Below are 23784 nucleotides of genomic sequence, written 5' to 3'. Positions count from 1 at the left end.
CGCAAAAACAACTTTGAACGTTCAAAACTATTTTGTCAATGGTGCTGACAACTGACGACTGACAGATATTGAAATCTGTCAGCTGATCGGGCAGGCTGGACCTCACCGAAGAGACGAAGGAGTTCGGCAATGCAGAAGCGTCAGCTCGGAGCCACCGGCCCGGTCGTGTCCGCCATCGGGCTGGGCTGCATGGGCATGTCCAACGCGTACGGTCCGGCCGACCGCGACGAGAGCATCGCGACCATTCGCGCCGCCGTGGACGCGGGCGTCACGCTGCTCGACACCGGTGACTTCTACGGGCAGGGCCACAACGAGCTGCTCATCAGCGAGGCCATCAAGGGCCGCCGGGACGAGGTGCTGCTCAGCGTCAAGTTCGGCGGCATGCGCGACGCCGACGGGGCGTTCATCGGGTTCGACACCCGGCCGGTCGCGGTGGCCAACTTCCTCGCGTACTCGCTGAACAGGCTCGGCACCGACCACGTCGACATCTACCGGCCGGCGCGGCTCGACCCGTCCGTGCCGATCGAGGACACCATCGGCGCCATCGCCGAGCAGATCGAGAAGGGCCGCGTCCGGCACATCGGCCTGTCCGAGGTCGGTGCGGAGACCATCCGCCGGGCCCACGCCGTCCACCCGATCGCGGACCTGCAGATCGAGTACGGCCTGCTGGAGCGCGGTGTCGAGCGGGAGATCCTGCAGACCACGCGGGAGCTCGGCATCAGCATCACCGCGTACGGAGTGCTGTCGCGCGGCCTGATCTCGGCCACGCCGCCCACCATCGCCTCCGACGACTGGCGCGGTCACACGCCCCGGTTCCAGGGCGACAACCTGACCCGCAACATCGCACTCGTCGCGAAGCTCAACGAGATCGCCGAGAACAAGGGCGTCACGGTCGCGCAGCTCGCGATCGCGTGGGTCGCGGCGCGCGGGGAGGACGTGGTGCCTCTCGTCGGCACGACCAAGCGTGCGAGGCTGAAGGAGGCGATCGGTGCCGTCGACGTGACGTTCACCGAGCGGGAACTGCAGGAGATCGAGGCCGTTGCTCCTGTTGGGGCCGCTGCGGGCACGAGGTACGCGGCCGAGCAGATGGCCATGCTGGACAGCGAGAGGTGAGGTAAGTGGCGGAGGCGTTGACCGGCGAGGCGATCCTCGCGGCGACCGAAGAGGTGCTGCGACGGTACGGGCCCGCCAAGGCGACGGTGGTCGACGTCGCCAAGGCGCTCGGGGTCAGCCACGGCAGCGTCTACCGCCACTTCGCCACGAAGGCCGCGCTGCGGGAGGCGGTGACCCGGCGCTGGCTCGACGCGGTGCACGTCGAGATGGCGCCGAAGTTCGACCAGGGGCTCACCGCCGCGGAAACCCTGCGGGCCTGGCTGCAGGCGTTGTTCGACAAGAAGCGGCACGGCCACAGCGAGGACCCTGAGCTGTTCGCGACGTTCCAGGTGCTGGTCAAGGAGAGCAACGTCATCCCCGACTACCACCTCGAGCACATGGTCGGGCACGTCGCGCGCATCATTTCGGCCGGAGTGGAAACCCACGAGTTCGTGACCGACGACGTCCAGAAGACAGCGCAGGCGGTGTGGGACGCGACCGAGAAGTTCCACCACCCGGCCCACGCCCAGGAGTGGGGGAATCCTCACATTCAGGACGCGTTCGACGCCGTTGTCTCACTGGTCGTCGATGGATTGCGGTACAACCGAATCCCGAGTGCCGCAGGCGATGCTTGAGGGTCACGGAGGTGAACGGTGCCGCCTGACGAGTGGATCGATCTGCTGGGAGCGCCCGAAAGGCGTCCGGACCCGGTTGACTGGGACGCGGTCAAAGCACGGGCGGGCACAGCGCTTCCCAGCGACTACGTGCACCTCGCGGAGGCGTATCCACCGCTGATCGTCGGCGGTTACGTCCGGATCCTGCACCCCACCGCCCGTGCCGGGTTCATGAACTGGATGGCGCAGGCGCCCAAGCTCCTGCGCGCCCTTCGCCGGCAACCCGGTTTGCGCGTGCACCCCGACTCGCCTGGCCTGTTGCCGTGGGGGTGCACGGTCAACGGCGACCACTGCCTCTGGTACACCCGCGGCGAGCCGGACGAGTGGTCCGTGATGATCACGGACCTGCAGCGGAGCTGGTCGTTCGACGGCAGCTTCTCGGCGTTCATCAGGAAGTTCCTGACCGGCGAGATCCGGTGCCCGATCTTCCCGGACGACGTCCCCGGCGGCTCCAAACCGTTCCAGGAGCCCTAGCCGCGCCTCCACTTGCCGCACGCGGGGACCTTTCGTGCCGCACGGTGGTACGAAAGGTCCCCGCGTGCGTTTTTCCGACCCCCCGGTCAGCTTGCGGCGGCGGTCACCAGTGCGTTGCCGCTGCCCGTGCGGCCCGTGATCGTCAGCGAGGCGTCGCCCAGCGGCTGCGATGAGACGTCGAAGTCGCTGCGGGCGGTGCCGGACGTGGACACCAGGTCGATGCGGGCGAGCGTGCCCTGCCGGATGCCGACGCGGATGTGGCCGGAGCCGGTGCCGAGCTGGATCTCGCCGGAGGCGGCGTCGGCCACGGTCAGATCGCCGCTGCCGGTGCGGACCTGGACGTTGCCCTGCACGGCGCCCAGCCACACGTCACCGGTGCCGGTGATCAGCGTGGTGGTGCCGCCCACCGACGACACCTCGACGTCACCGCTGCCGGTCTTGGCCTTCAGTGACGAGAGCATCGTGCCCAGGCGCACGGTGCCGGCGCCGGAGTTCACCTTGGCGTCGCCGGTCGCCCGGTCCGCGGACACGCTGCCCGTGCCGGTGTTCAGGTCGAGACGGCCCGCGCCGCCCGTCACGATGACGTCAGCCGCACCGGTCCGTGACGACACGTGCGAACCCACGGGCGCTGTCACCACCACCGAGAGCGGCACCGCGCGCAACGGCAGCGCCTTGGACGACTCGATGCGCAAACGGTTGCCCAGCAGTTCGACGCGTGCGTCGCGCACGGCCTCTTCCGGACCTGCCGCAGGGGTCGTCTTGTCCGGGCCGAACTGGCCGCTGACCCAGCTCAGCACGCTGGACAGGCCCTCGGTCCACGAGTTGCCCGCGTTCGGGTCGTGCCGCACCTCGACGTGCACGCCGGGGTCGTCGACCAGCTGCACCTGCACGCGGCCGCTGAGCAGTGAGATGTCGATCTCGGCGACGCCCGCGAACTCGAAGCTCTGCTGGCGCACCACGCCGGACGGTTCGCTGTCTGTCGGTTCGGTCATCCCGCTCACCCCTGCACCCATCCGCGGACGCGCGAGCCCGAGCCGGCGTTTCCGCTCCACCCCTTGTGCTGCTGATGCTTGTGCTTGCCGTGCACCGCGCCACCCACGGCCTGCTGGATGAACGAGTTCAGCGACACGCCCTGGGCGGACGCTGCCGCCTCGGCCTTCGACTTGAGCTCGTTGATCATGCGCAGCGTGATGCGGCTGATGTCACCGGTGGCGTCACCTGCGCCAAAGTGCGGCACCTCGTGCTGAGGGCCGGTCTCCTGCTCCGGTTCGGGCGAGCCCGTGACGACCACCTGGACGTCCCGGCCTGCCAGTCGAACGTCCACGACCTGGCCGTCCAGGGAGGCGGTGACCTCCGCGGCCAGGTCGGACAGTGCGTTCATGATTGCCAGTCGCGCGGCTGGCTCGAGCGCTGCGGACAACGCGGCGGCCGTTCGACGGGTGTTGTCGTCCCCCGCTGATGCGGCCGTCGCCAGGTCCTCGCGCAGTGACGCGATGTACGGCGACAGATCCATGACACCACTATGACGTCACTTTCGACATCGTGCAACCATCAGCTGGTGTCAGGGCTAAGTTCGGCACATGCCGAGAGTGCGCTTGGTGGCGAAGACGGAGTTCATCCCGCCGGACGACGTGCCGTGGACGACCGACGCGGACGGCGGCGCGGCGCTCGTCGAGTTCGCCGGCCGGGCCTGCTACCAGTCCTGGGACCGCTCGAACCCGAAGACGAACACCAACGCGACGTTCCTGCACCACCTGCTCGACGTCGGCCACCTCGCCGCGTTCGAGCACGGCAGCGCGACGCTCTACCTGACCGAGCTGCCCCGGTCGCTCACCCACGAGCTGATCCGGCACCGGCACTTCTCGTACTCGCAGCTCTCCCAGCGCACCGATCCGACCGACGTGGTGGAGCCGGACCTGATCGCGCGCGACCCGGAGCTGCACGCGCGGTTCGTCGCCGCGACCGAGGCGAGCCTGAAGGCGTACGAGGACCTGGTGCACAGCCTCGAGAAGACGGTCAACGGCCGGCGCGCGCGGCAGATGGCCAGGTCGGTGCTGCCCAACGCGACCGTCACCGAGATCGTCGTGACGGGCAACTACCGCTCGTGGCGGCACTTCATCGCGATGCGCGCGACCGAGCACATCAACGTGGAACTGCGCGAGCTCGCGGTCGCCTGCCTGCGTGAACTGACGAAGGCGGCACCGAACGCGTTCGCGGACTTCGTGATCTCGACACTCCCGGACGGCACAGAAGTTGCTTCCAGCCCACTGGTGGTTGAAGGCTGACATCCATGAAGCGGCTCATCGTGGACGTCCGGCCCGGCGAATACGCGGTCACGCGCCTGGCGGCGGACGCCCCGCTCCCCGCAGGGCTGCTCGATCCGGCCGACGGGCTGGTCTCCGTGACCAGGACCCCGGCGGAACTGTCGATCATCGCGCCGTCCTCGTTCACTCTGGAGAGTGACACCTCCGAGAAGGGCTGGCGGCTGCTCACCGTGCGCGGGCCGCTGGAGTTCACGCTCACCGGCATCATGGCCGCGCTCGCGGGTGAGCTGGCTGCCGCTGGTGTGTCCCTTTTCGCACTGTCCACGTACGACACCGACCACCTGCTCGTGAAGCACACCGATCTCGGCCGTGCGGTTCTGGCGTTGCGTGCGGCAGGTCACGAACTGGTTGTAGCGCCGGAAGCCTAGGAACCGATCCTCCGTGTGGCGGGTCTGAAGTACCGTCAACGCCCCGGCTCATCGGTTTGTAGGAGCGCACGTTGCACGGACAGGCAGTCGAACCGCGCGTCATCGCGGGCAGGTACGCCCTGGTTGCCGAGCTCGGCCGCGGTGGCATGGGAATCGTGTGGCGTGCCCAGGACCGCCACATCGGACGCTTCGTCGCGATCAAGGAGCTACACCTCCCGGACGGCATCGCGTTCGAGGAACGCCGAGTGCTCGAAGAGCGCGCTCTGCGTGAGGCGCGCACGGCCGGCAAGCTCAACGACCCCGCGGTCGTGACCGTTTTCGACGCGATCAACGAGAACGGCACCACGTACATCGTCATGGAGCTGGTCGAGGCGGCGACGCTGTCGACGTTGATCGGCACGCACGGCCCGATGCCGCCGAACCAGGTCGTGTCGATCGCGCTGCAGTCGCTGTCCGCGCTGGAGGCCGCGCACCAGGCAGGGATCGTGCACCGCGACGTCAAGCCCGGCAACCTGATGGTCCGCCCGGACGGCAAGGTCAAGCTCACCGACTTCGGCATCGCCCAGGCCGTCGACGACCCGCGGCTGACCACCAGCGGCAGCCTCATCGGTTCGCCCGCGTACATGTCGCCGGAACGCATCCACGGCCACGAGGCGGGCCCCGCGTCCGACCTGTGGGCGCTCGGCGCGACCCTTTGCTACGCCGTCGAGGGCTGGAGCCCGTTCGAACGCTCCTCCACGGCCTCGACGCTGCACGCGATCATGAGCGAGACCCCGCGCCTAACCCGCGCGACCGGCGTGCTCGGCGCCGTGATCACCGGTCTGCTGATCGCCGACCCGAACGCCAGGCTGTCCGGCCCGCAGGCCCGCGCGATGCTCGCCAGCATCGGCAACCAGCCGACGCCGCCCACCGGGATCGCGCCCGCCCAGACCCAGCAGTACCAGCAGGCTCCCGCCGCCGACCCCGCGAAGAAGAAGCGCAACCGCCTCCTCGCGCTGGTCGGCGCGGTCGTCATCGCCGCGGCCGCGTTCACCGGTGGCATCTACGCGCACAAGGCGTTCACCTCGCCCGGAGCAAGCAGCGGCAGCAGCGCGCTGACGTACGGCGAGGGCGGTGAGGTCCCCGTCTTCGGCCTGTCGGAGAACGTGTGCGGCAACGGTGCGGTCGCGCCGACCAAGCAGCTCGACTCCGACGCCCGCGAGGAGTGCGACAAGCCGCACGACTTCGAGGTGTTCGACGTGGCCGAGACCCTGCCGCTGCAGTCGAACATGCCCGACGCGGCATACCCCGGTGTCGAGTCGCTGACGAGCCTCGGCGTCTCCCGTTGCGAGCTGACGCTGAACTCGCCGTGGATCAAGGACGGCGGCACGCTCAAGCTCACGACGCTGATCCCCACCGAGTCGGCGTGGAAGAAGGACAAGAACGACAACGCGCAGCGTCGCATCTACTGCGTCGCGAGCAAAAAGGACGCCAGTCAGATGAACAGCACCATCAGCGCGAAGAAGGACAACTAGCGCCGCGACCGGCAACCTTCACCGCGTCTTCGGCACTCAGCAGGGCGCCTCGCGGCACCGGCCCCACGCCCACAGCCAACCAGGATGAGGACGCGGGGCCGGCACCACGACGCACCCGTCTGAATGTCGAATACGGGGCAAAGGCTGCCGGTCGCGGCACTAGTCTGCCCGCGTGAAGAGAAGGATCATTTCCGCCCTGCTCGTCCTCGGCTGCACGGCCGGCCTGTCGGCCTGCGCCAGCAACGAGGACAAGTTCGTCTCCGAGCTCAAGGCCGCCGGCTTCACCAACGTCGGCGAGCCCAGCACGGAGACGGCGAAGAAGGCCAAGAAGGTCGGCAAGCGCACGATCAAGTCCTCGGAGAAGACCATCGAGGTGATGGTGCGGGTGAAGGGCTGCGACCTGGAGTTCGCCAAGACCTCGGGGCAGTCCGGCTACTGGCTGGACGAGCTCCACGTCAAGGGGCAGGAACCGGACTGGCCGAACTACCCGGAGAACCTGACGCGCGACCAGGTGGTCAAGCTGCTGGCCGACAACTCCGCCAAGCCGGACGGCTTCAAGGACTGCTACCAGCCGAACGAGGCCTGAGCACCGCCTGTGGTGAAATGGCGGGGTGAGTGTTGCCCGCGATGAGCGCAAGGCCCTTGTCGACCTGATGACCGAGCTCGGCCCTGACGCGCCCACGTTGTGCGGCACCTGGACGAACAGGGACCTGGCCGCGCACCTCGCGATCCGCGAGCGGCGCCCGGACACCGCGCCGGGCATCCTGCTCAAGCCCTTCGCGAAGTGGGCGGAGAAGGTGCAGGGGGACTACGCGCACAAGGCGTGGGGGGAGCTCCTGGATCTGGTGCGCACGCCGCCGTTCTGGATCCAGCCCCTCGACTCGTACATCAACACCACCGAGTACTTCGTGCACCACGAGGACGTGCGGCGGGCACAGGCCGACTGGGAACCGCGGCCGTACGACGGGAAGCGCGAGCACGTGCTGTGGAAGTTCCTGCCGTTCACCGCGAAGTTCACCTACAAGTCGTCGCCCGTCGGCGTGACGCTGGTGAGGCCTGATGGCGAGCACATCGTCGCCAAGCCGGGGGCGAACGGCGTGGTGATCACGGGCGAGGTGGCCGAGCTGGTGATGCTCGCGTTCGGGCGCGACCAGGTCCGCGTGGAATACAGCGGAGACCCCGACGCGGTCGAACGAGTGCGGTCGTTGAACCGAAGTGTCTGAACTCGGGTAGTTTCTGCGCATGCCCGGAAGCCCCTACGCAGGGCCGAACCGCCCGTTCGGCCGCGTTCTCACCGCCATGGTCACGCCGTTCGACTCGCGCGGCGAGGTCGACCTCGCCAAGGCGCAGGAGCTGGCGAAACACCTGGTGGACCTGGGCAACGACGGCCTGGTCGTGAACGGTACGACCGGGGAGAGCCCCACGACGACCGACCGCGAGAAGGCGGCGCTGATCACCGCCGTGGTCGAGGCCGTCGGTGACCGCGCGACCGTGGTCGCCGGTGCGGGCACGTACGACACCGCGCACAGCATCCACCTCGCGCAGCAGGCCGAGAAGGCGGGCGCGCACGGCGCGCTGGTCGTGACGCCGTACTACTCGCGGCCGCCGCAGGAAGGCCTGCTCGCGCATTTCACCGCCATCGCGGACGCGTCGGACCTGCCGGTGATGCTGTACGACATCCCGCCGCGCGCGGTCGTGCCGATCGAGGTCGACACGATCCTGCGGCTGGCGGAACACCCCCGGATCCTGGCCGTGAAGGACGCCAAGGGCGACCTGCACGCCGGCAGCCGGGTCATCGCGAGCACCGACCTCGCCTACTACTCGGGCGACGACCCGCTGAACCTGCCGTGGCTGTCCGTGGGCGCCGTCGGGTTCGTGAGCGTCATCGGCCACCTCGCGGCCGACCGCCTGCGAGATCTTGTTGAAGCGTTCGAATCCGGAGACGTGGTCCGGGCAAAGGAAATCCACGAGTCGCTGCTGCCGCTGCTGCGACCATTCCGCCGGGTTCCCGGCGTGACGTACATGAAGGCCGCACTGCGCCTGCGCGGACTGGACGTGGGCAACCCACGTCTGCCGCTGGTGCCCGCCGCGGCCGAAGACATCGAGGCCATCGCGGCCGAACTGGGAGTCAACGCGTGACCCACTCGACCGAATTGCCGCCCGCACTGCCGGAAGGCGGCCTCCGGGTCGTCGCACTCGGCGGAATTGGCGAGGTCGGCCGCAACATGACAGTTTTCGAGCACGCCGGACGGCTGCTCGTGGTCGACTGCGGCGTTCTGTTCCCCGAAGACGACCAACCGGGCGTGGACCTGATCCTGCCCGACTTCCGCGCCATCGAGGATCGCCTGGACGACATCGAGGCGATCGTCCTGACCCACGGCCACGAGGACCACATCGGTGCCGTGCCGTTCCTGCTGAAGCTGCGCCCCGACCTGCCGGTCGTCGGCTCCCGCTTCACGCTGGCATTGCTCGCCGCGAAGTGCCGCGAGCACCGGCAGAACCCGCAGCTCGTCGAGGTCCGCGAGGGCGAGCACCGCTCGTTCGGGCCGTTCGAGCTGGAGTTCTTCGCGGTCAACCACTCGATCCCGGACGCGCTGGCCGTCGCCATCCGCACCGCCGCAGGTCTGGTGCTGCACACCGGTGACATCAAGCTGGACCAGCTGCCGCTGGACGGCCGCCTGACCGACCTGGCCGGGTTCTCGCGGCTGGGCGACGAGGGCGTGGACCTGTTCCTCGTCGACTCGACCAACGCCGAAGTGCCCGGTTTCGTGGTGCCCGAGCGCGAGATCGGCCCGGTGCTGGAGAACGTGATCCGCAAGGCGTCGCAGCGGGTCATCGTCGCGTGCTTCGCCTCGCACGTGCACCGGGTGCAGCAGGTGCTCGACGTGGCCGTGCAGTACAAGCGCAAGATCGCGTTCGTCGGCCGCTCGATGGTGCGCAACATGGGCATCGCGTCCGACCTGGGCTTCCTGAACGTGCCGGACGGCCTCTTCGTCGACCTCGACGTCGCCATGCGGATGGAGGAGGACGAGGTCATCTTCGTGTCCACCGGGTCGCAGGGCGAGCCGCTGTCGGCGTTGTCGCGGATGGCCCGCGGCGAGCACCGGCAGATCTCGATCCGCGCGGGCGACACGGTGATCCTGGCGTCGTCGCTCATCCCCGGCAACGAGAACGCGGTCTTCAACGTCGTCAACGGCCTCGCCAAGCTCGGCGCGACCGTGGTGCACCAGGGCAACGCCAAGGTGCACGTCTCCGGCCACTCACCGGCCGGCGAACTTTTGTTCCTGTACAACGCTGTCCGGCCGTCGAACGTGATGCCGGTGCACGGCGAGTGGCGTCACCTGCGCGCGAACGCGGCCCTCGCGGTCGCCACGGGCGTTGCCGAGGACCACGTCGTGATCGCTGAAGACGGCGTCGTCGTCGACCTGATCGACGGCAAGGCCGCGGTGTCCGGACGCGTTGTCGTGGGCCACGTCTACGTCGACGGGCTGTCCGTGGGCGACGTCGGCGAGTCGACGCTGTCCGACCGGCTGGTGCTGGGCGAGGGCGGCTTCATCTCGATCTCGGTCGCCATCGACCGGACGACGGGACGTGCCGTGACGGCGCCGACGATCTCCGGGCGTGGCTTCTCCGACGACCCCAAGGCGCTCGAAGCCGTGGTGCCGCTGGTGGAGATGGAGCTCGCGCGGACCGAGGCCGAGGGCATCGCCGACACCCACCGGATCGCTCAGGCCGTGCGCCGGGTTGTCGGCCGTTGGGTGGCGGAGACCTACCGCCGCCGGCCGATGATCGTTCCCACGGTCATTCCGGTGTGAACGTGACCCTGCTGTGATCTGCGTCCCCCTCGTTCGGTAAGGTCAGATCCCAAGACCTTGGACGAGGGGGACGCCCATGGCCGACAGTCCTGTCTTCACCCCACCCGGCAAGCCCGACATCTTCTTGCCGCCGATCTTCACCTGGCGCGAACCGTTCGGGCTGCCGTTCGACCTCGAGATCACCAAGCCGATGGTGCTGCTGGTGCTCTCGGTCGCGATCATCGTGGTGTTCTTCCTGGCCACCACCAGCAAGTTGAAGCTCGTGCCGTCGCGGTGGCAGTTCGCCGCCGAGTCGGTCTACGACTTCGGGCGCAACACCGTCGCGCGTGAGCAGATCGGCGCGAAGGAGTTCGCGCCGTACGTGCCGCTGATCGTCAGCATCTTCTGCTTCGTGCTGGTGAACAACCTCTACGGGTTGATCCCGCTGGTGCAGTTCCCGACTTTCACGCACTTCGGGTTCCCGGCGGCGGTGGCGTTGCTCATCGTCTTCCCGCTCTACCACTTCGTGGGCATCAGGAAGTTCGGGTTGCGGGGCTACCTGCGCAACCAGTTCATCATCGCGGACGTGCCGAAGCCGGTGCTGTGGGGCCTGCTGATCCCGACCGAGGTCATCCTCAAGTTCTTCTTCGACCCGGTGAACCTCGCCATCCGGGTGTTCGCGGCGATGTTCGCGGGCCACCTGCTGGTGCTGGTGTTCACGCTCGGTGCCGAGTTCCTGTTGCTGCAGAGCAACGTCTGGCTCAAGCCGGTGTCCGCGCTCGGCTTCGGGCTGGCGATCGCGATCGTCTTCCTGGAGGCGTTGATCCAGGTGTTGCAGGCCTACATCTTCGCGACGCTCTCAGCGCACTTCATCGGTCGCGCGCTGGCCGAACAGCACTAGGAACACGCACGCTCTGAGCCGCCGGCGGCGGCCCGGGGCGTCAGGGGCGCTGGCACACCAGGTGCAGCGACTCCTCCGGCATGGCGCCGGGGAAGGACGGGGTGAAGACCGGCCGGCTCCGGCGCACGACGCGCAGGCCGACGTTGCCGAGGTGCTCCTCGAACTTCTCCTCGGAGAACGACGACACCTCGATCTCCTGGCCCATCCACGGCAGCGTGACCTGCTCGACGTCGATCGCGACGGTGGCGAGGAAGAAGTGACCGCCGGGCCGCAGCCAGGTGGAGATGTCGCCGAGGGTCTGGATGATCTCGGCCTGGGTCATCTGCAGCAGCGAGAACACCGCGCAGATCACGTCCCACGAGCCGGGCGGCGACTCGAAGTCGCGGATGTCGATCTTGTGGAACGTCGCCTCCGGGACCTGGGCGGTCGCGATGTCGACCATCACCGGGGAGACGTCGAGGCCGGTGACCTTCATGCCCGCTTTGGCGAGGACGCGGGCCACCGGAACTCCGGTGCCGCAGCCGATGTCGAGCACGCGGGAGCCGGAGGGCTGCGTCGCGGCGAACCAGGCCAAGGTGCCGTGCAGCGCGGGTTGGTGCGACCAAGCGCGTTGGTATTCCATCCCCAGCGTGTCGAAGACATCCGCCGCGTTCATCGCCGCCCCCTCATTTCGACCCAATCCACCTCATGTGAAGTGTGGAGAACGTCTCTGCACGTGCTCTGGATGGCTTCTGGACGAAATCTGACGGTAGGTTGCTGGGTGACTGCGGACAGCGACGAAGTGAGACACAGGGTGCAGAACGAGTTGCGCGTCAGCCTGCTGGGCGCGCTCGCGGCAACGGTGGACGGTCAGGAGCTCACCCTGGGGCCGCCGCGGCAGAGAGCTGTGCTCGCGGTGCTCGCCTTGCGCGCCAACCACGTCGTGTCGCGCAGTGAGCTGATCGACGCCGTCTGGGGCGATGATCCACCTGCCAGCGCGGACAACGGCATCCACACCTACGTCGCCGGGCTGCGGCGGCTTTTCGAGCCGGACAGGGCTTCACGCGCGCCGAGTTCCGTGTTGCTCTCCACAGACGCTGGATATTTGCTGAGGCTCTCGTCCGCCGGCTCGGACGCGGCCGAGTTCCGCATCCATCTGGACGACGCGGGCCGGCTGCGTGACCGGCCCGCGGAGGCCATCAGCGCGTTCGACGCCGCTTTGGGGTTGTGGCGTGGCATCGCTCTGGACGGCGTTCCTGGACCGTTCGCCGCGGTGGAACGCGCGCGCCTGGCCGAACTGCGACTCACGGCCGTGGAGCAGCGTGCGGCGTTGATGCTGTCCGTCGGCCGTGAGACAGAGGTGGCGGGGGAGCTCACGACGCTGGTCAGCGCGCATCCGCTGCGGGAGCGGTTGCACGGCCTGCTGATGTCCGCGCTGTACCGCGGCGGCAGGCAGGCCGAGGCGCTCGCCGTTTACACGGACTTGCGCCGGTTGCTGATCGAGGAACTCGGCATCGAGCCGGGTCCGGAACTCCGTCAGCTGCACGAGCAACTCCTCGTCGGCCGCCACGACCCGCAGCCGGAACCCGCGGCGCCCGTGCTGGTCCCGGTCCAGTTGCCGCACGGCGTCCGCGACTTCACCGGCCGCGAGAAGGAACTCGCGAAGCTCGCCGACGTCGTTCCGCACGACCACTCACCGGTTCTGGTCGCCATCACCGGCACCGGTGGCGTCGGCAAGACCGCTCTGGCTGTCCGATTCGCGCACCAGGTGGCGGCCAGGTTCCCCGACGGGCAGCTGCACGTCGATCTGCGCGGGTTCGACGCGTCGTCACCGCCGGTCCAGCCCGGCACCGCGTTGCACCAGCTGTTGCAGAGTCTCGGCGTGCCGGCCGAACGCATCCCGGACGACCTGCCCGCGAAGTCCGCGCTGTACCGGAGTGTGCTGGCGGGCAAACGGGTGCTGGTGCTGCTCGACAACGCACGGCTGGCGGAGCAGGTGCGCCCGCTGCTGCCTGGCCGGTCGACGTCGATGGTGCTGGTGACCTCGCGCAACCACCTCGGCGGCCTGGTCGCGCGGGACGGCGCGCACTCGCTGACGTTGTCGACGTTGACGCCCGACGAGGGGCTGGCGCTGCTGACCTCGGCGGTGGGCGCGGACCGCGTCGCCGCCGAACCCGCCGCCGCGGCCAAGCTCGTCGAACTGTGCGGGCATCTGCCGCTGGCGGTGCGGATCGCGGCCGAACGCGTGGTCACCCGGCCGCATCTGACGCTGGCCGACCTGGCGAGCGACCTCGCCGACGAGCGCGACCGGTTGAACGTGCTGGCGACCGGCGACGACGAGGACACGGCCGTGCGTGCGGCGTTCTCGTGGTCGTACCTGGCCCTGAAGCCTGACGCCGCCCGGATGTTCCGGCTGATCGGCCTGCATCCGGGTGCGGAGATCAGCCTGAACGCCATCGCCGCGGTGTCCGGGGTGCCGGTGTCGCGCGCACGGACGTTGGTCGACGTGCTGGCGGGCGGGCACATGATCGAGGAGGTCGCGCGCGGACGTTTCCGCCTGCACGACCTGCTTCGCCTGTACGCCACGGAACTCAGCGCCACCGAGGAGTCGTCGAGCGGCCGTGACGAGGCCGTGTCGCGCATGCTCGGGTGGTACTTCGACACCGCGAACGCCGCGGGCACCGTCATCGCGCCCCCGGACCACCCGGCGTTCCTGCTGCCGCCACTGTCCACTCAGGACTTCGCCTCGCACGACGAGGCGTTCACCTGGTGCCGCACCGAATCCTCGAACCTGCTGGCCGTCACGAGGCTCGCCGAGGACCACCACTCGCCCACCTCGTGGCAGATCCCGGTGGCGCTGTGGAACTACTTCATCGTCTCCAGCGCGCTGGACGAGTGGACGCGCACCTACCGCGTCGCCGAACGCACTGCTGCTCGTGACGGCAACCAGGCCGCACGTGCGTGGGCGATACACGGCCAGGGTCTTGCCGCCTTCCGCGGCCAGCGGTTCGCCGACGCCCTGGAACTCTTCGACCGCGCGCTGGCGATCCGCGGCGAGATCGACGACCGCGTCGGTGCCGCTTGGAGCCTCACCGGGCTGGGCATGGCGTACGGCGGCCTGCGTCAGTTCGACCTCGCCGTCGACAGGTTCGGCGAGGCCCTGACCCGGCACGCCGAGGTCGGCTCGTGGTTCGGCGAGGGCGGCACCAGGCTGTTCCTCAGCGACATCCTGCGCTCGGCCGGCCAGCACGAGGCCTCGCTGGAGTCGGCGCGGATGGCGTTCGAGCTGATGGACTCGCACGACGCGATGCACGGCAAGGCGATGGCACTCGTCAGCATCGGCTGGGCGCAGTGCAAACTCGGCCGGCCCGTCGAGTCGCGCGAGTCGTTCCGGCACGCGCTGGCGTTCCTGCGGGTGCTCGGTGACCGCAAGAGTCTCGCGGAGGCGCTGCACGGCCTGGGTGAGGCGAGCGCGGGGCAGCCGGACGTGGCGCGGACGCACCTGCTGGAAGCGCTGACGATCTACGAGGACTACGACCACCCGCTCACCCCGGAAGTGCGGGCGCGGCTGCACGAGCTGGCCTGATCGGGGACATCCCTGATGCGCCCGGCGTGATGCGTAGGCAAGCTACATGTCATGCAGAAGCGCGCGCGGACCCTGTTGGTGTGGCTGCACGTCGTCACGTCGGTCGGCTGGCTCAGCCAGGCCGTGGCGTTGCTGGCCCTGCTGATCTACGGCATGAAGACGAGTGACGTCAACGCGTTCAAGATGGCGCGGGTGCTCGACCACCAGGTGCTCGCGATCATGGCCAACACCAGCGCGTTCACCGGCCTGGCACTCAGCGCCACGACGCCGTGGGGCTACTTCCGGCACTGGTGGGTGCTCGCGAAGTTCGTGATCACCGTCAGCCAGCTCTACATCGGCATCTTCATCCTGAGCGACAACCTGCAGGCCGCGACGGAAGGCCATGTCACCGTCTGGATGCCGGTCGCGACCGGGCTGATGGTCGGCGCCATCGCGTTCCAGACGTGGCTCAGCGTGGCCAAACCGTGGGGTCGCACGCCGTGGGCGGACCCGAAGGTCAAGCTGCCCACGGCGAGCGCGCTCACGTTCGTCGCGGCGATCACCATCCCGGCGGCCGACTTCGCGATCAGCCTCTACACCGGCAGGCCGATGCCGTTCCTGATGCTGATCACGGTGCTCGCCTGCTCGATCAGGCTGGCCGCCAGGGGGAGGAGCCGGTCGTCGGCCGCGTCGGGTCGTGGAACTTCGGCACGTCCGGCTCGTCGAGACGCAACGGCACCAAGCCCTCGGTGATCGCGATCATGATCCGCTCGTGGGCGCGGCGGGCGTCGCCCATGGTCTCGGCGTTCAGATCCGACAGCTCGACGGGCTTGCCGAAGTGGACCTTGAACGTCGGCCGCTTGCGGACCGCGCGCAGCCAGGACGTCAGGTACGGCAGGAGGTCCTTCCAGCCGCCGACGCTGAGGTTGCCCCAGTACACGGCCTCGTGCGCGCCCCACTGGCTGATCGGGATCACCGGGATGCCGCCGCCCAGCGCCATGCGCGCGACGCCGGTCTTGCCGCGTTCGGGCCACATGCCGGGGTCCAGGCTGATCTTGCCCTCGGGGTAGACGGCGATCGGGTCGCCGCCCTTCCGCAACGCCTCGACGGCCCGGTGCATCGCCTCGCCGACGTTGGCAGACCTCCGGTCCACGCGCAGGTGACCGCAGGCCTTCAGAGCCGGGCCCATGATCGGCGCGTCGAGCAGGCCGCCCGCGAGCATGAAGCGCGGGTTGACGCCGATCTTGCGGCAGGCCGCGATCAGCACCATCGGGTCGAGGTTGCCGATGTGGTTGGAGGCGAGCAGCAACGGCTTGCCGAGCAGTTCCGGCGGGATGTCGCCCGATACCTCGAGCTTGCCAGTCAGCGCGATCAGGCCCCGGTCGACCACCATGAGCACGCGCCAGAAAAGCGGTGTGGACACGCGGGGCAGCGTACGGCGTGTCGGAACGACACCGTGCCGGATCGGGGGAACCATGAGCTTTCGCACGCGTCCCAGTTGCAAACGTGGCTGGTGAGACGCGAGGGACTACCTTATACACATGGCCGGGCGTACAGGGACTTCACGAAAGACCACGTCACGCGGCAAAGCACCAGCCAAGCCGCGGGCGCGCTCCACCGCGTCCAGAAAGCCCGCTCCCCGCAAGAGCAGCGGTGCGATCAGTGCGGTGTGGGGCGCTTTGGGACGTGGTGTCGGCAGTCTGGTGCGCACCGTCAGCCGTACCAAAGACCTGGATCCGGAACACCGCCGTGACGGCCTGGGGCTGCTGCTGATCGCACTCGCGGTCATCACCGGCGCCGGTGTGTGGTGGCAGGCCGGTGGACCGGTCGGGCAGTGGGTCGACGTCGCCGTGCGCAGCTCCGTCGGGTTCCCCGCGGTGATCGTGCCGGTGGTGTTGCTCGGCATCGGCGTGACGTTGATGCGCACCGACCCGAAGCCGGACGCGCGGCCGCGGCTGATCATCGGCTCGTTGCTGATGATGATCGGCGTGCTCGGCATGTTCCACCTCATCGGCGGCCTGCCGATGGACCCGATCGAACGCCGCACCGCCGGCGGGGCACTCGGTTATCTCGCCGGCGGGTTCCTGGCGCAGGGCCTCACGCCGTGGGTCGCAGGGCCGCTGCTGTTCCTGATCTTCGGGTACGGCCTGCTGGTCGTGACGCACACGCCGATCCGCCAGGCGCCCGAACGAATCCGCTCGCTGCTGCACCCCGGTGCCAAGAACGAGGAGTCTCCGGCCGAGGACGAAGAGGCCGAGGAGCCGAAACCGGTCAAGCTGCGCCGCCCGTCGCGCCGTCGTCAGGCCGTGGCACCCGTGGAGGAGGAGCCGCAGGCCGAGCTTCCGCTGGAGGAACCGGAGCCCGCCCCGAAGCCCGCGCCGAAGAAGGAGAAGGCCGCCGCCCCGGCGATGGCCGTGCGCGCGGTGGAGGGCGAGTACCAGCTGCCGCCGCCGGACGTGCTCAAGGACGGCGACGCGCCGAAGACCCGCAGCAAGGCGAACGACCTCATGATCGAGGCGATCTCCGGCGTGCTGGACCAGTTCTCGATCGACGCCCAGGTCACCGGCTTCACCCGCGGCCCGACGGTCACGCGTTACGAGGTCGAGCTCGGCCCCGGCGTGAAGGTCGAGAAGATCACCGCGCTGACCAAGAACATCGCGTACGCCGTGGCGACGGACAACGTCCGCCTGCTGGCGCCGATCCCCGGCAAGTCGGCGGTCGGCATCGAGGTGCCGAACAGCGACCGCGAGATGGTGCGCCTCGGTGACGTGCTGCGCGCGTCGTCCACGGTCAAGGACACGCACCCGATGGTGATCGGCCTCGGCAAGGACATCGAGGGCCACATGGTCACCGCGAACCTGACGAAGATGCCGCACCTGCTGGTCGCGGGCTCCACGGGTTCCGGCAAGTCGTCGTTCGTGAACTCGATGCTGGTGTCGCTGCTGGCCCGCGCGACGCCGGACGAGGTCCGGATGATCCTGATCGACCCGAAGATGGTCGAGCTGACGCCGTACGAGGGCATCCCGCACCTGATCACGCCGATCATCACGCAGCCGAAGAAGGCCGCGGCGGCGCTGGCGTGGCTCGTCGAGGAGATGGAGCAGCGCTACCAGGACATGCAGGTCAACCGGGTGCGCCACGTCGACGACTTCAACCGCAAGGTGAAGTCCGGCGAGATCAGCGCGCCGCCGGGATCCGAGCGCGTCTACCGGCCGTACCCGTACATCATGGCCATCGTCGACGAGCTCGCCGACCTGATGATGACCGCGCCGCGCGACGTGGAAGACGCGATCGTCCGCATCACGCAGAAGGCGCGTGCGGCCGGCATCCACCTGGTGCTGGCCACGCAGCGACCGTCCGTCGACGTCGTCACCGGTCTGATCAAGACGAACGTGCCGTCCCGGCTGGCGTTCGCCACTTCCTCGCTGACCGACTCGCGGGTGATCCTGGACCAGCCAGGTGCGGAGAAGCTGATCGGCATGGGTGACGCCCTGTACCTGCCGATGGGCGCCTCGAAGCCGGTGCGCATCCAGGGCGCGTTCGTGGGCGACGAGGAGATCTCGGCGATCGTCGAGTTCACGAAGAACCAGGCCCAGCCCGAGTACACCGACGGTGTCACGGCCCAGAAGGCGGCGGAGAAGAAGGAGGTCGACGCCGACATCGGCGACGACCTGGAGCTGCTGGTGCAGGCGACCGAGCTGATCGTCACGTCGCAGTTCGGCTCGACGTCGATGCTGCAACGCAAGCTGCGCGTCGGGTTCGCGAAGGCGGGGCGCCTCATGGACCTGCTGGAGACCCGCGGGGTGGTCGGCCCGTCCGAGGGCTCGAAGGCACGTGAGGTGCTGATCAAGCCGGACGAGCTGGAGTCCGTGGTCTACCTGATGCGTGGAGGCGGCCCCGCCGACGTGGACGACGAGGACTGAGTTACTTCAGCCCGGCTTTCTGGATGCTGCTCGCCGTGGACGACGCGCTGCCGCCGAACTCCCGGACCGCCTTGTAGTACAGGTCCGCGGTCCACTTGCAGGCGAAGTTGCTGCCGCAGGACCGGTACATGTCGGCCTTGAAGTTGTTGTCGATGCGCAGCCGGTTCGCCTCGGTCCACCGCGACTGCCGCTTGTAGTTGCGGTAGCCGAAGTCGTGCCGGTGGCAGGACGGCAGGAACTTGAAGCCGAAGGGGTTGTCCGGCGAGTACGAACAGCCGTCGGACGACCAGTCGAGCTGGCCGGGGTAGGGCTGCTGTGCGCGCGCTGTTGTGAACTGACCGATGGTCTTCGTGTAGAGGTAGTCGTCGGTCACCGCGACGATGTCCACGGCTTGAGCCGGGGCACCGGTGAAGATCAGGGCCAAGGTCGCGGCGGCACCCACGAATGCCGAGCGCAGGGTCTTCGACATGGCGAGCTCCTCGGAGTGTGAGCAGGGTCTCGCCAGTTGTAGCGGGTGATCGACTGTCCTCGGTAGACACGATCTGATGAACGTCAGGTGATCATGTGCCTCGGATGTGACCGCACGCGATCGCTGTGGCCACACGAAGTTCGCGCGGTAGGCCAAGTGCGTGAAGCATCTCGTTGTCCGCTACTCCGCCGAGCAGACAGCCGCCGAGTTTCTGCTCCGCCAAACGGAGGCAGATGCTCTGCGCGGCAGCTCCGGCTTCGATCAAGCCGAAGCGCCCTGCTCGCTCTCCGTACTTGTCGAAGGCCTCGTTGTCTTTTAACACGAGCACTATCGCGAGCGGCGGCACTTCGGGCGTGCCCAGGATCTCCGCCAGGTTCCCGGGCGCTTCGCCGATGTCCTGCAGAGCGTGCCGGCGGATGTCGTAGCGGACCGCCCGGTTGTGGTGGAAGGCGTAGCAGTGCAACGGGTTCAGGCCACCGGCGGACGGGACGCTGTTGTCTCCCAGCGCGCCGAGGACCGCGCCGAGTTGCCTGTCCGTCAGCGGTTTGTCCGTGAACTCCCGCGTGCTCTTCCGTGCCTGGAACAGCTTCTGCAGCCGGTCCGTGGGCTTCGGCAGGGGTTGAGGTGCGGTAGGCAGTTCCAGTGGATCGATCAACGGTGGCTGCGGGCGGAAGTCGCGCAGCCGTTCGCCGAGCCTGCGCTGGTGCAGCGGGGAGAACCGGCTGGCGGCCCAGAAGTCGTTGAACACGCGGTCACCCCAGCGGATGCGGTGCGGGATTGGGGAACACGCCCGGTGAGGCGTGCGGGTAGCGCCAGTGCGGCTCGCCCGCCCGGCCACCGAGGTGGGGCCAGCGGTGGTCGGCGTGCAGCGGCGCCAGGTCGGGGGAGAGGACGCGAACGCAGTGCAGCCCGACCGCGGACAGCTCGGGTGTGGTCAGTTCGCGGTAGGCGAGCCGGATGTCCGCGCGGTGCAGTGCGTGCACCAGCTCGGTCAGTTCTGCTTCGGTGCCAAGGTGTTCGGCGTCGCGAGGCGGTTCCGTCTCGAAGCCGCCGAACCACGGCAGTGCGTCCCACTTCTCCGGGTGAGTCGCGTAGTACACGGCGTGCTTGTCGAAGTCGGTGACGTTCTCGACGGGCTCGTCTCCGTTGCGCGCCAGCCACACCTCGATGAACACCGTGCCCTGCACCCACTCCTCGTAGGCCTTCCGCAACGCCTCTTCGACCGTTGCCCGGCACGCGAGGCCGAGCGTCGGCCGCGGCTTTCCGGCGATCGGCAGCGAGCCTGCCACCGTGATCACCGGGTGCGGGCTGTAGGCAGGCGTGAGGTCGAAGGCTTGGGCGCCGTGCGGAAGGTCTGCGGCGAACCGTTGAGGTGCAATGGAGTGCAGCCAGGTCGTGGTGAACGCGTCGCGCTCGACCAGTTCCTGCACCGCCCTCAGCAACGCGCTGGTCGTCGACGGACCGGCCGCGAGCCCGGACGAGGTCGCGGGCAGCCCGTAGGAGACGTCGAGGCCGACGAGCCCGGCCGGCACGCGGATCGGTTCGTTGTCCGGCAACGTCCACGCCCGCGTGTACTTCGTGTCGACGTATCCCTTGCGGTAGCGGTAGTCGCCCCGGACGCGTTGCTCGACCGTGTGCAGGCTGAAGTGTTCCAGCGGCCAGCACTCGCCGTCGGTGACGATCTCCAACGGCGAACGCGCGGCGGCGTGCCGTTCCAACGCCTCGGCGATCGCGGCGGTCTTGCTGGTGCCACCGGAAGTACCGCCCGTGGCGAACGGCTCGGGTACCGCGGCCCAGCCCTCGACGTCCACATCGGACAGACTGTGCGGAACGGGATGCAGCTGTGACACCACACCCTGCCGCCAGCCGACCGCGCGCTCGATCAGCGCCTCCGCGACGGTCTTCACCGCTTGCTCCGGTAACGCCGCCACAGCCAGTACCCGAACGCCAGCGCGCCACCGAGGTAGATCACCGACACGACGACCGTGAGCTCCGTGACCGCGGCGATCGGCCCGAGCAGCATCAGCACGACGAACGGCTCGACGCACCACAGCAAGCCCCAGCCGAGCAGCCGCACCGCGCTCATCCACGGTTTCGGTGACCTGGCGATGAACCCGGCCGCGACCGCCCAGCCCAGCGCGAGGACGAAGCCGCCGAGCCACCAGCCCCAGTGGACGTCGAAGACCGCGCCCATCGTGACGAACGGCAGCACGACGACCAGGAGCGGGAAGATCGCGGCGGGCAGGACGAGAGCACTGCGCGGGCGTTCCAGCTCTTTGGTGTCCTGGTACAGCGCTTCCGGGATGTGCACGGCGGCGCCGACCGAGGAAATCGCGCAACAGCAACAACAGCAGCAACAGGTGGGCGTCGCGGCGTTGGCGGCGGCCGCACCCGGCGAGAACTGGTCAGGTAACCGGACCGCTGTCCCGTTCATGATTCCCCCAAGGAAGTGTCACGCGCCCGAACTCGGCCTTCGGGCAGATCTCGCAGTCGGCCGCCGGCAGCACGCTCTCGCGCGTCGTCGTGAACTCGTCGAGGTTGACGGTCACGACCGCGTCGAGCAGCGCCAACGAGCCGTTGCGGATGTTCTGAACGGCTTGCAGGGCAAGTGAGATCGGGAAGTCGAAGGACATCGCCGCCGGACGCGGGGGAGGCGGTGGATCCCCCCACCGCCGCCCCGTCCGCACCGCGAGGCACGCCAGGCACGCGCCGGCACCGGGCACCACGAAGGGCCCGATAGCGGCGGTGTGGTGGTACGCGAGGTCCAGCAACAGGTGCGGGACCGTCGTTTCGCGCGCCACCTCGACCAGGTCGACCAACGTGCCTGTCGTCCGCACGACGAGCAGGAGGTCCGGATCGTCGTTGTGCGGCAACCGCTCCACCAGCCCGGCGGGCGCCTGTCCGACGAACCGCGTGCCGACCCCCATCGGCGACGGTCCATCGGATGGCAACCCGGCCGGGCGGAGAGCGCCCAGGGTCCTCAGCTGGGCCACGTGCCGGCTGACCGGTTCCCCCAACCGGCTTTCGTCGACTGTTCGAGCCACTCCCCTCAAAACTGGCTCGAACAGTCCCGCCAGCGCCACGGCCACCGCCCTGGGCAGGTCTGGAATCAGGTAGGCGAGATCAGCTCCCGCGTAGACCACAAGGCCTTCGTCTCTGACTTGGGCGTGCCACGCGGGATCAGCGACCAGGCTCATCCTCGTCCCCCCGTTTCAGGAAGTTCTCGATCTCCTGCTCGCTCGGCAGATCACCCGCCGGATCCATCAGGTTCTCGGCGATCGGCGGCAACGGCTGCTCGGCCCACGCGGGCTGGAAGTCGGCGCTGGGCAGCAACCCGTGCCGTGACGCGAACTCCTCCGCCGCGTCCCTGATCGACTCGCGCAGCGTTCCCACCACCGCGGTCTCCGCCGTGTAGGTCAGCTCGACCAGCAACGCCCGCACGTTCTCGAGCTGGTTCTCGTCACCGGCCTTGCGCGCCAGCTCTGGCCAGAACTGCCGCTCGAACAACCGCACGAAGTCCGCCGCCACCGCGTCGGTCGCCGTGCGCAGCCGCGTGAAGCTGTCCATGACGTCATCGCTGGGCACCCGCAGACCGGCGAGCCTTCCGCCTGCCTCGAGTGCCCAGCGACGCGCGTGCGGCCATCCGTACTTCCACCGCACCAAGCCCAACCGCATAGCCCGGAGGAGGAGTCGCGGTTGGACGTCTCCCATCGGAATCAGGTGCTTGATGTCGCGCACCTTGATCCGAACCCAGTCGTCGGGCCCCTCGGTCTCGCCCACGCCGAGCACCGCGGCGACCGACTCGCCCTTCTCTCGTGCCGTGATCAGTTCGGCGATCGCCGGCAGCGAGAACCCCCGCTGCTGCAACCGCTGCACCAACGTCAACCGCTCGACGTGCGAGGCGTCGTAGTACGCCACGCGTCCCTGCCTTCTCGGCGCGTGCAGCACACCCTTCGTCTGGTACATGCGAATGGTGCTGCTGGGCAGGCCGATCCGGGCAGCGAGCTCGTCGACGGTCAGCGATTCGGGCACACCGCAGATCTTGGAGCGCCAGGGCTAGTCGAGTCAAGACTCTTCGAGTAATTACTCGAAGAGTTACAACTCCAGGAGCATCCGGCTGTTGCCGAGCGTGTTCGGCTTCACGTAGCTGAGGTCCAGGAACTCGGCCACGCCCTCGTCGACGCTTCGCATGATCTCCTCGTAGACCTCGGGGCTCACCGGCGTGCCCTCGATCTCGACGAAGCCGTGCTTGTTGAAGAACTTGGTCTCGAACGTGAGCACGAAGATGCGCGCGAGTTCGAGCTCCTTGGCCGTCGCGATGAGCTGCGCCACGATCCGGTGCCCGACGCCCCTGCCCAGTGCCGTGGGGGAGACGGCGACGGAACGGATTTCGGCCAGGTCCTCCCACATCACGTGCAGGGCGCCGCAGCCGAGCAGCTCGCCGTCCTCCTCGGCCACCCAGAACTCCTGGACCGCCTCGTACAGCGTGACCAGCGGTTTGGTCAGCAGGACCTTGCCGGCATACCCGTCGATCAACGCCTTCATGGCGCGCACATCGCTGGTGCGGGCGCGCCGCACTACTACCCCACTGGTCACAACCGTCAAGTATGGGCCGCACTCGTGGCTGGCTACTCGGCGGTGTGCTTGGCTGTGAGATTGCAGCTAGGGAAAGCTTCAGGAGCTTCCGTGCGGTTTAATTGCACAAGG

25 protein-coding genes are annotated in these 23784 nt (G+C 68.5%); 14 read left to right on the top strand and 11 right to left on the bottom strand.

Features of this window, described 5'->3' with window-relative positions:
- Window positions 1-129: 129 nt before the first annotated feature.
- The 3 genes from SK803_RS26185 to SK803_RS26175 are packed head-to-tail and all read left to right on the top strand — an operon-like array spanning window position 130 to window position 2240.
- Entirely contained in the window at window positions 130-1113 is a 984-nt protein-coding gene (locus SK803_RS26185; RefSeq protein ID WP_319968749.1) for an aldo/keto reductase, read from the top strand.
- Window positions 1114-1118: 5 nt separating this feature from the next.
- Window positions 1119-1727 (top strand): TetR family transcriptional regulator, encoded by a 609-nt coding sequence (locus SK803_RS26180; protein ID WP_319968748.1) that lies wholly within the window; start codon window positions 1119-1121, stop codon window positions 1725-1727.
- Between the two features lie 18 nt (window positions 1728-1745).
- Window positions 1746-2240 carry a hypothetical protein gene (locus SK803_RS26175; RefSeq protein WP_319968747.1) on the top strand — a complete coding sequence of 165 codons (495 nt, stop codon included), beginning with the start codon at window positions 1746-1748 and terminating at the stop codon, window positions 2238-2240.
- 86 nt (window positions 2241-2326) lie between these two features.
- Here SK803_RS26175 and SK803_RS26170 read toward each other — a convergent pair whose 3' ends face one another.
- Window positions 2327-3232 (bottom strand): DUF4097 family beta strand repeat-containing protein, encoded by a 906-nt coding sequence (locus tag SK803_RS26170; protein WP_319968746.1) that lies wholly within the window; start codon window positions 3230-3232, stop codon window positions 2327-2329.
- Between the two features lie 5 nt (window positions 3233-3237).
- Window positions 3238-3753, bottom strand: a complete 516-nt coding sequence (locus SK803_RS26165) for a toxin-antitoxin system HicB family antitoxin (RefSeq protein WP_319968745.1) — start codon at window positions 3751-3753, stop codon at window positions 3238-3240.
- A gap of 67 nt (window positions 3754-3820) precedes the next feature.
- Here SK803_RS26165 and thyX point away from each other — a divergent pair, with 67 nt between their 5' ends.
- From thyX to atpB, 8 genes are all read left to right on the top strand, one after another.
- Window positions 3821-4525 carry an FAD-dependent thymidylate synthase gene (thyX, locus tag SK803_RS26160; protein ID WP_319968744.1) on the top strand — a complete coding sequence of 235 codons (705 nt, stop codon included), beginning with the start codon at window positions 3821-3823 and terminating at the stop codon, window positions 4523-4525.
- 5 nt (window positions 4526-4530) lie between these two features.
- Window positions 4531-4932: an ACT domain-containing protein gene (locus SK803_RS26155; protein WP_319968743.1), complete on the top strand. Its 402-nt coding sequence runs from the start codon at window positions 4531-4533 to the stop codon at window positions 4930-4932.
- Between the two features lie 71 nt (window positions 4933-5003).
- Window positions 5004-6446, top strand: coding sequence for a serine/threonine-protein kinase (locus SK803_RS26150; RefSeq protein WP_319968742.1), 1443 nt, complete (start codon window positions 5004-5006; stop codon window positions 6444-6446).
- Window positions 6447-6618: 172 nt separating this feature from the next.
- Entirely contained in the window at window positions 6619-7032 is a 414-nt protein-coding gene (locus tag SK803_RS26145; protein ID WP_319968741.1) for a hypothetical protein, read from the top strand.
- Window positions 7033-7057: 25 nt separating this feature from the next.
- Window positions 7058-7669, top strand: coding sequence for a TIGR03085 family metal-binding protein (locus SK803_RS26140; RefSeq protein WP_319968740.1), 612 nt, complete (start codon window positions 7058-7060; stop codon window positions 7667-7669).
- 19 nt (window positions 7670-7688) lie between these two features.
- On the top strand, window positions 7689-8585 hold the full coding sequence (gene dapA / locus SK803_RS26135; protein ID WP_319968739.1) for a 4-hydroxy-tetrahydrodipicolinate synthase: 897 nt from the start codon (window positions 7689-7691) through the stop codon (window positions 8583-8585).
- Complete coding sequence (locus tag SK803_RS26130) at window positions 8582-10261, top strand: ribonuclease J (RefSeq protein ID WP_319968738.1); 1680 nt, start codon at window positions 8582-8584, stop codon at window positions 10259-10261. Before dapA ends, SK803_RS26130 begins: the two co-directional genes overlap by 4 nt.
- A gap of 76 nt (window positions 10262-10337) precedes the next feature.
- Window positions 10338-11141, top strand: a complete 804-nt coding sequence (gene atpB / locus SK803_RS26125) for a F0F1 ATP synthase subunit A (RefSeq protein ID WP_319968737.1) — start codon at window positions 10338-10340, stop codon at window positions 11139-11141.
- Between the two features lie 40 nt (window positions 11142-11181).
- Here the strand turns inward: atpB and SK803_RS26120 are convergent, their stop codons facing one another.
- Window positions 11182-11796 (bottom strand): class I SAM-dependent DNA methyltransferase, encoded by a 615-nt coding sequence (locus SK803_RS26120; RefSeq protein ID WP_319968736.1) that lies wholly within the window; start codon window positions 11794-11796, stop codon window positions 11182-11184.
- A 138-nt stretch (window positions 11797-11934) separates the two neighbouring features.
- Between SK803_RS26120 and SK803_RS26115 the strand changes: the two genes are divergently transcribed.
- Both SK803_RS26115 and SK803_RS26110 read left to right on the top strand, forming a co-directional pair.
- Entirely contained in the window at window positions 11935-14706 is a 2772-nt protein-coding gene (locus SK803_RS26115) for an AfsR/SARP family transcriptional regulator (RefSeq protein WP_319968735.1), read from the top strand.
- Window positions 14707-14757: 51 nt separating this feature from the next.
- Window positions 14758-15438, top strand: coding sequence for a hypothetical protein (locus SK803_RS26110; protein WP_319968734.1), 681 nt, complete (start codon window positions 14758-14760; stop codon window positions 15436-15438).
- Here the strand turns inward: SK803_RS26110 and SK803_RS26105 are convergent.
- The gene (locus SK803_RS26105) at window positions 15335-16078 is read right to left on the bottom strand and encodes a lysophospholipid acyltransferase family protein (protein ID WP_319968838.1); all 744 of its coding nucleotides are present in this window, start codon (window positions 16076-16078) and stop codon (window positions 15335-15337) included. The two genes, SK803_RS26110 and SK803_RS26105, sit on opposite strands and share 104 nt — an antisense overlap.
- A 148-nt stretch (window positions 16079-16226) precedes the next feature.
- On the opposite strand from SK803_RS26105, the gene SK803_RS26100 reads away from it, so the two are divergent.
- Complete coding sequence (locus tag SK803_RS26100; RefSeq protein ID WP_319968733.1) at window positions 16227-18608, top strand: FtsK/SpoIIIE family DNA translocase; 2382 nt, start codon at window positions 16227-16229, stop codon at window positions 18606-18608.
- A gap of 1 nt (window position 18609) precedes the next feature.
- Here the strand turns inward: SK803_RS26100 and SK803_RS26095 are convergent, their stop codons facing one another.
- From SK803_RS26095 to SK803_RS26065, 7 genes are all read right to left on the bottom strand, one after another.
- Window positions 18610-19077, bottom strand: coding sequence for a phospholipase (locus SK803_RS26095; RefSeq protein ID WP_319968732.1), 468 nt, complete (start codon window positions 19075-19077; stop codon window positions 18610-18612).
- Window positions 19078-19168: 91 nt separating this feature from the next.
- Window positions 19169-19825 carry a nitroreductase family protein gene (locus SK803_RS26090; protein ID WP_319968731.1) on the bottom strand — a complete coding sequence of 219 codons (657 nt, stop codon included), beginning with the start codon at window positions 19823-19825 and terminating at the stop codon, window positions 19169-19171.
- A gap of 4 nt (window positions 19826-19829) precedes the next feature.
- The gene (locus SK803_RS26085) at window positions 19830-20984 is read right to left on the bottom strand and encodes a YcaO-like family protein (protein ID WP_319968730.1); all 1155 of its coding nucleotides are present in this window, start codon (window positions 20982-20984) and stop codon (window positions 19830-19832) included.
- A complete protein-coding gene (locus SK803_RS26080) occupies window positions 20981-21511 on the bottom strand; it encodes a hypothetical protein (protein WP_319968729.1) in 531 nt (176 codons plus the stop codon). The genes SK803_RS26085 and SK803_RS26080 overlap by 4 nt, the downstream gene beginning before the upstream one ends.
- Window positions 21483-22274, bottom strand: a complete 792-nt coding sequence (locus tag SK803_RS26075; protein ID WP_319968728.1) for a hypothetical protein — start codon at window positions 22272-22274, stop codon at window positions 21483-21485. The genes SK803_RS26080 and SK803_RS26075 overlap by 29 nt, the downstream gene beginning before the upstream one ends.
- Entirely contained in the window at window positions 22258-23109 is an 852-nt protein-coding gene (locus SK803_RS26070) for a MerR family transcriptional regulator (RefSeq protein WP_319968727.1), read from the bottom strand. The genes SK803_RS26075 and SK803_RS26070 overlap by 17 nt, the downstream gene beginning before the upstream one ends.
- Window positions 23110-23172: 63 nt before the next feature.
- Complete coding sequence (locus tag SK803_RS26065; protein WP_319968726.1) at window positions 23173-23673, bottom strand: amino-acid N-acetyltransferase; 501 nt, start codon at window positions 23671-23673, stop codon at window positions 23173-23175.
- Window positions 23674-23784: the final 111 nt, after the last annotated feature.

The organism is Lentzea miocenica (assembly GCF_033949945.1).
In the GTDB taxonomy this organism is placed as follows: domain Bacteria; phylum Actinomycetota; class Actinomycetes; order Mycobacteriales; family Pseudonocardiaceae; genus Lentzea; species Lentzea miocenica.
The sequence above is the reverse complement of the archived record's forward strand: the minus strand, read 5'-3'. Positions and strand labels throughout refer to the sequence as shown.

Excerpts from the sequence above, each read along its gene's own strand:
- SK803_RS26155 (WP_319968743.1), top strand. The coding sequence starts at position 4,531 with ATGAAGCGGCTCATCGTGGACGTCCGGCCCGGCGAATACGCGGTCACG.
- dapA (WP_319968739.1), top strand. The coding sequence starts at position 7,689 with ATGCCCGGAAGCCCCTACGCAGGGCCGAACCGCCCGTTCGGCCGCGTT.
- SK803_RS26185 (WP_319968749.1), top strand. The coding sequence starts at position 130 with ATGCAGAAGCGTCAGCTCGGAGCCACCGGCCCGGTCGTGTCCGCCATC.
- thyX (WP_319968744.1), top strand. The coding sequence starts at position 3,821 with ATGCCGAGAGTGCGCTTGGTGGCGAAGACGGAGTTCATCCCGCCGGAC.
- SK803_RS26120 (WP_319968736.1), bottom strand. The coding sequence starts at position 11,796 with ATGAACGCGGCGGATGTCTTCGACACGCTGGGGATGGAATACCAACGC.
- SK803_RS26080 (WP_319968729.1), bottom strand. The coding sequence starts at position 21,511 with ATGAACGGGACAGCGGTCCGGTTACCTGACCAGTTCTCGCCGGGTGCG.
- SK803_RS26105 (WP_319968838.1), bottom strand. The coding sequence starts at position 16,078 with ATGGTGGTCGACCGGGGCCTGATCGCGCTGACTGGCAAGCTCGAGGTA.
- SK803_RS26165 (WP_319968745.1), bottom strand. The coding sequence starts at position 3,753 with ATGGATCTGTCGCCGTACATCGCGTCACTGCGCGAGGACCTGGCGACG.
- SK803_RS26100 (WP_319968733.1), top strand. The coding sequence starts at position 16,227 with ATGGCCGGGCGTACAGGGACTTCACGAAAGACCACGTCACGCGGCAAA.
- SK803_RS26170 (WP_319968746.1), bottom strand. The coding sequence starts at position 3,232 with ATGACCGAACCGACAGACAGCGAACCGTCCGGCGTGGTGCGCCAGCAG.
- SK803_RS26110 (WP_319968734.1), top strand. The coding sequence starts at position 14,758 with ATGCAGAAGCGCGCGCGGACCCTGTTGGTGTGGCTGCACGTCGTCACG.
- SK803_RS26095 (WP_319968732.1), bottom strand. The coding sequence starts at position 19,077 with ATGTCGAAGACCCTGCGCTCGGCATTCGTGGGTGCCGCCGCGACCTTG.
- atpB (WP_319968737.1), top strand. The coding sequence starts at position 10,338 with ATGGCCGACAGTCCTGTCTTCACCCCACCCGGCAAGCCCGACATCTTC.
- SK803_RS26075 (WP_319968728.1), bottom strand. The coding sequence starts at position 22,274 with ATGAGCCTGGTCGCTGATCCCGCGTGGCACGCCCAAGTCAGAGACGAA.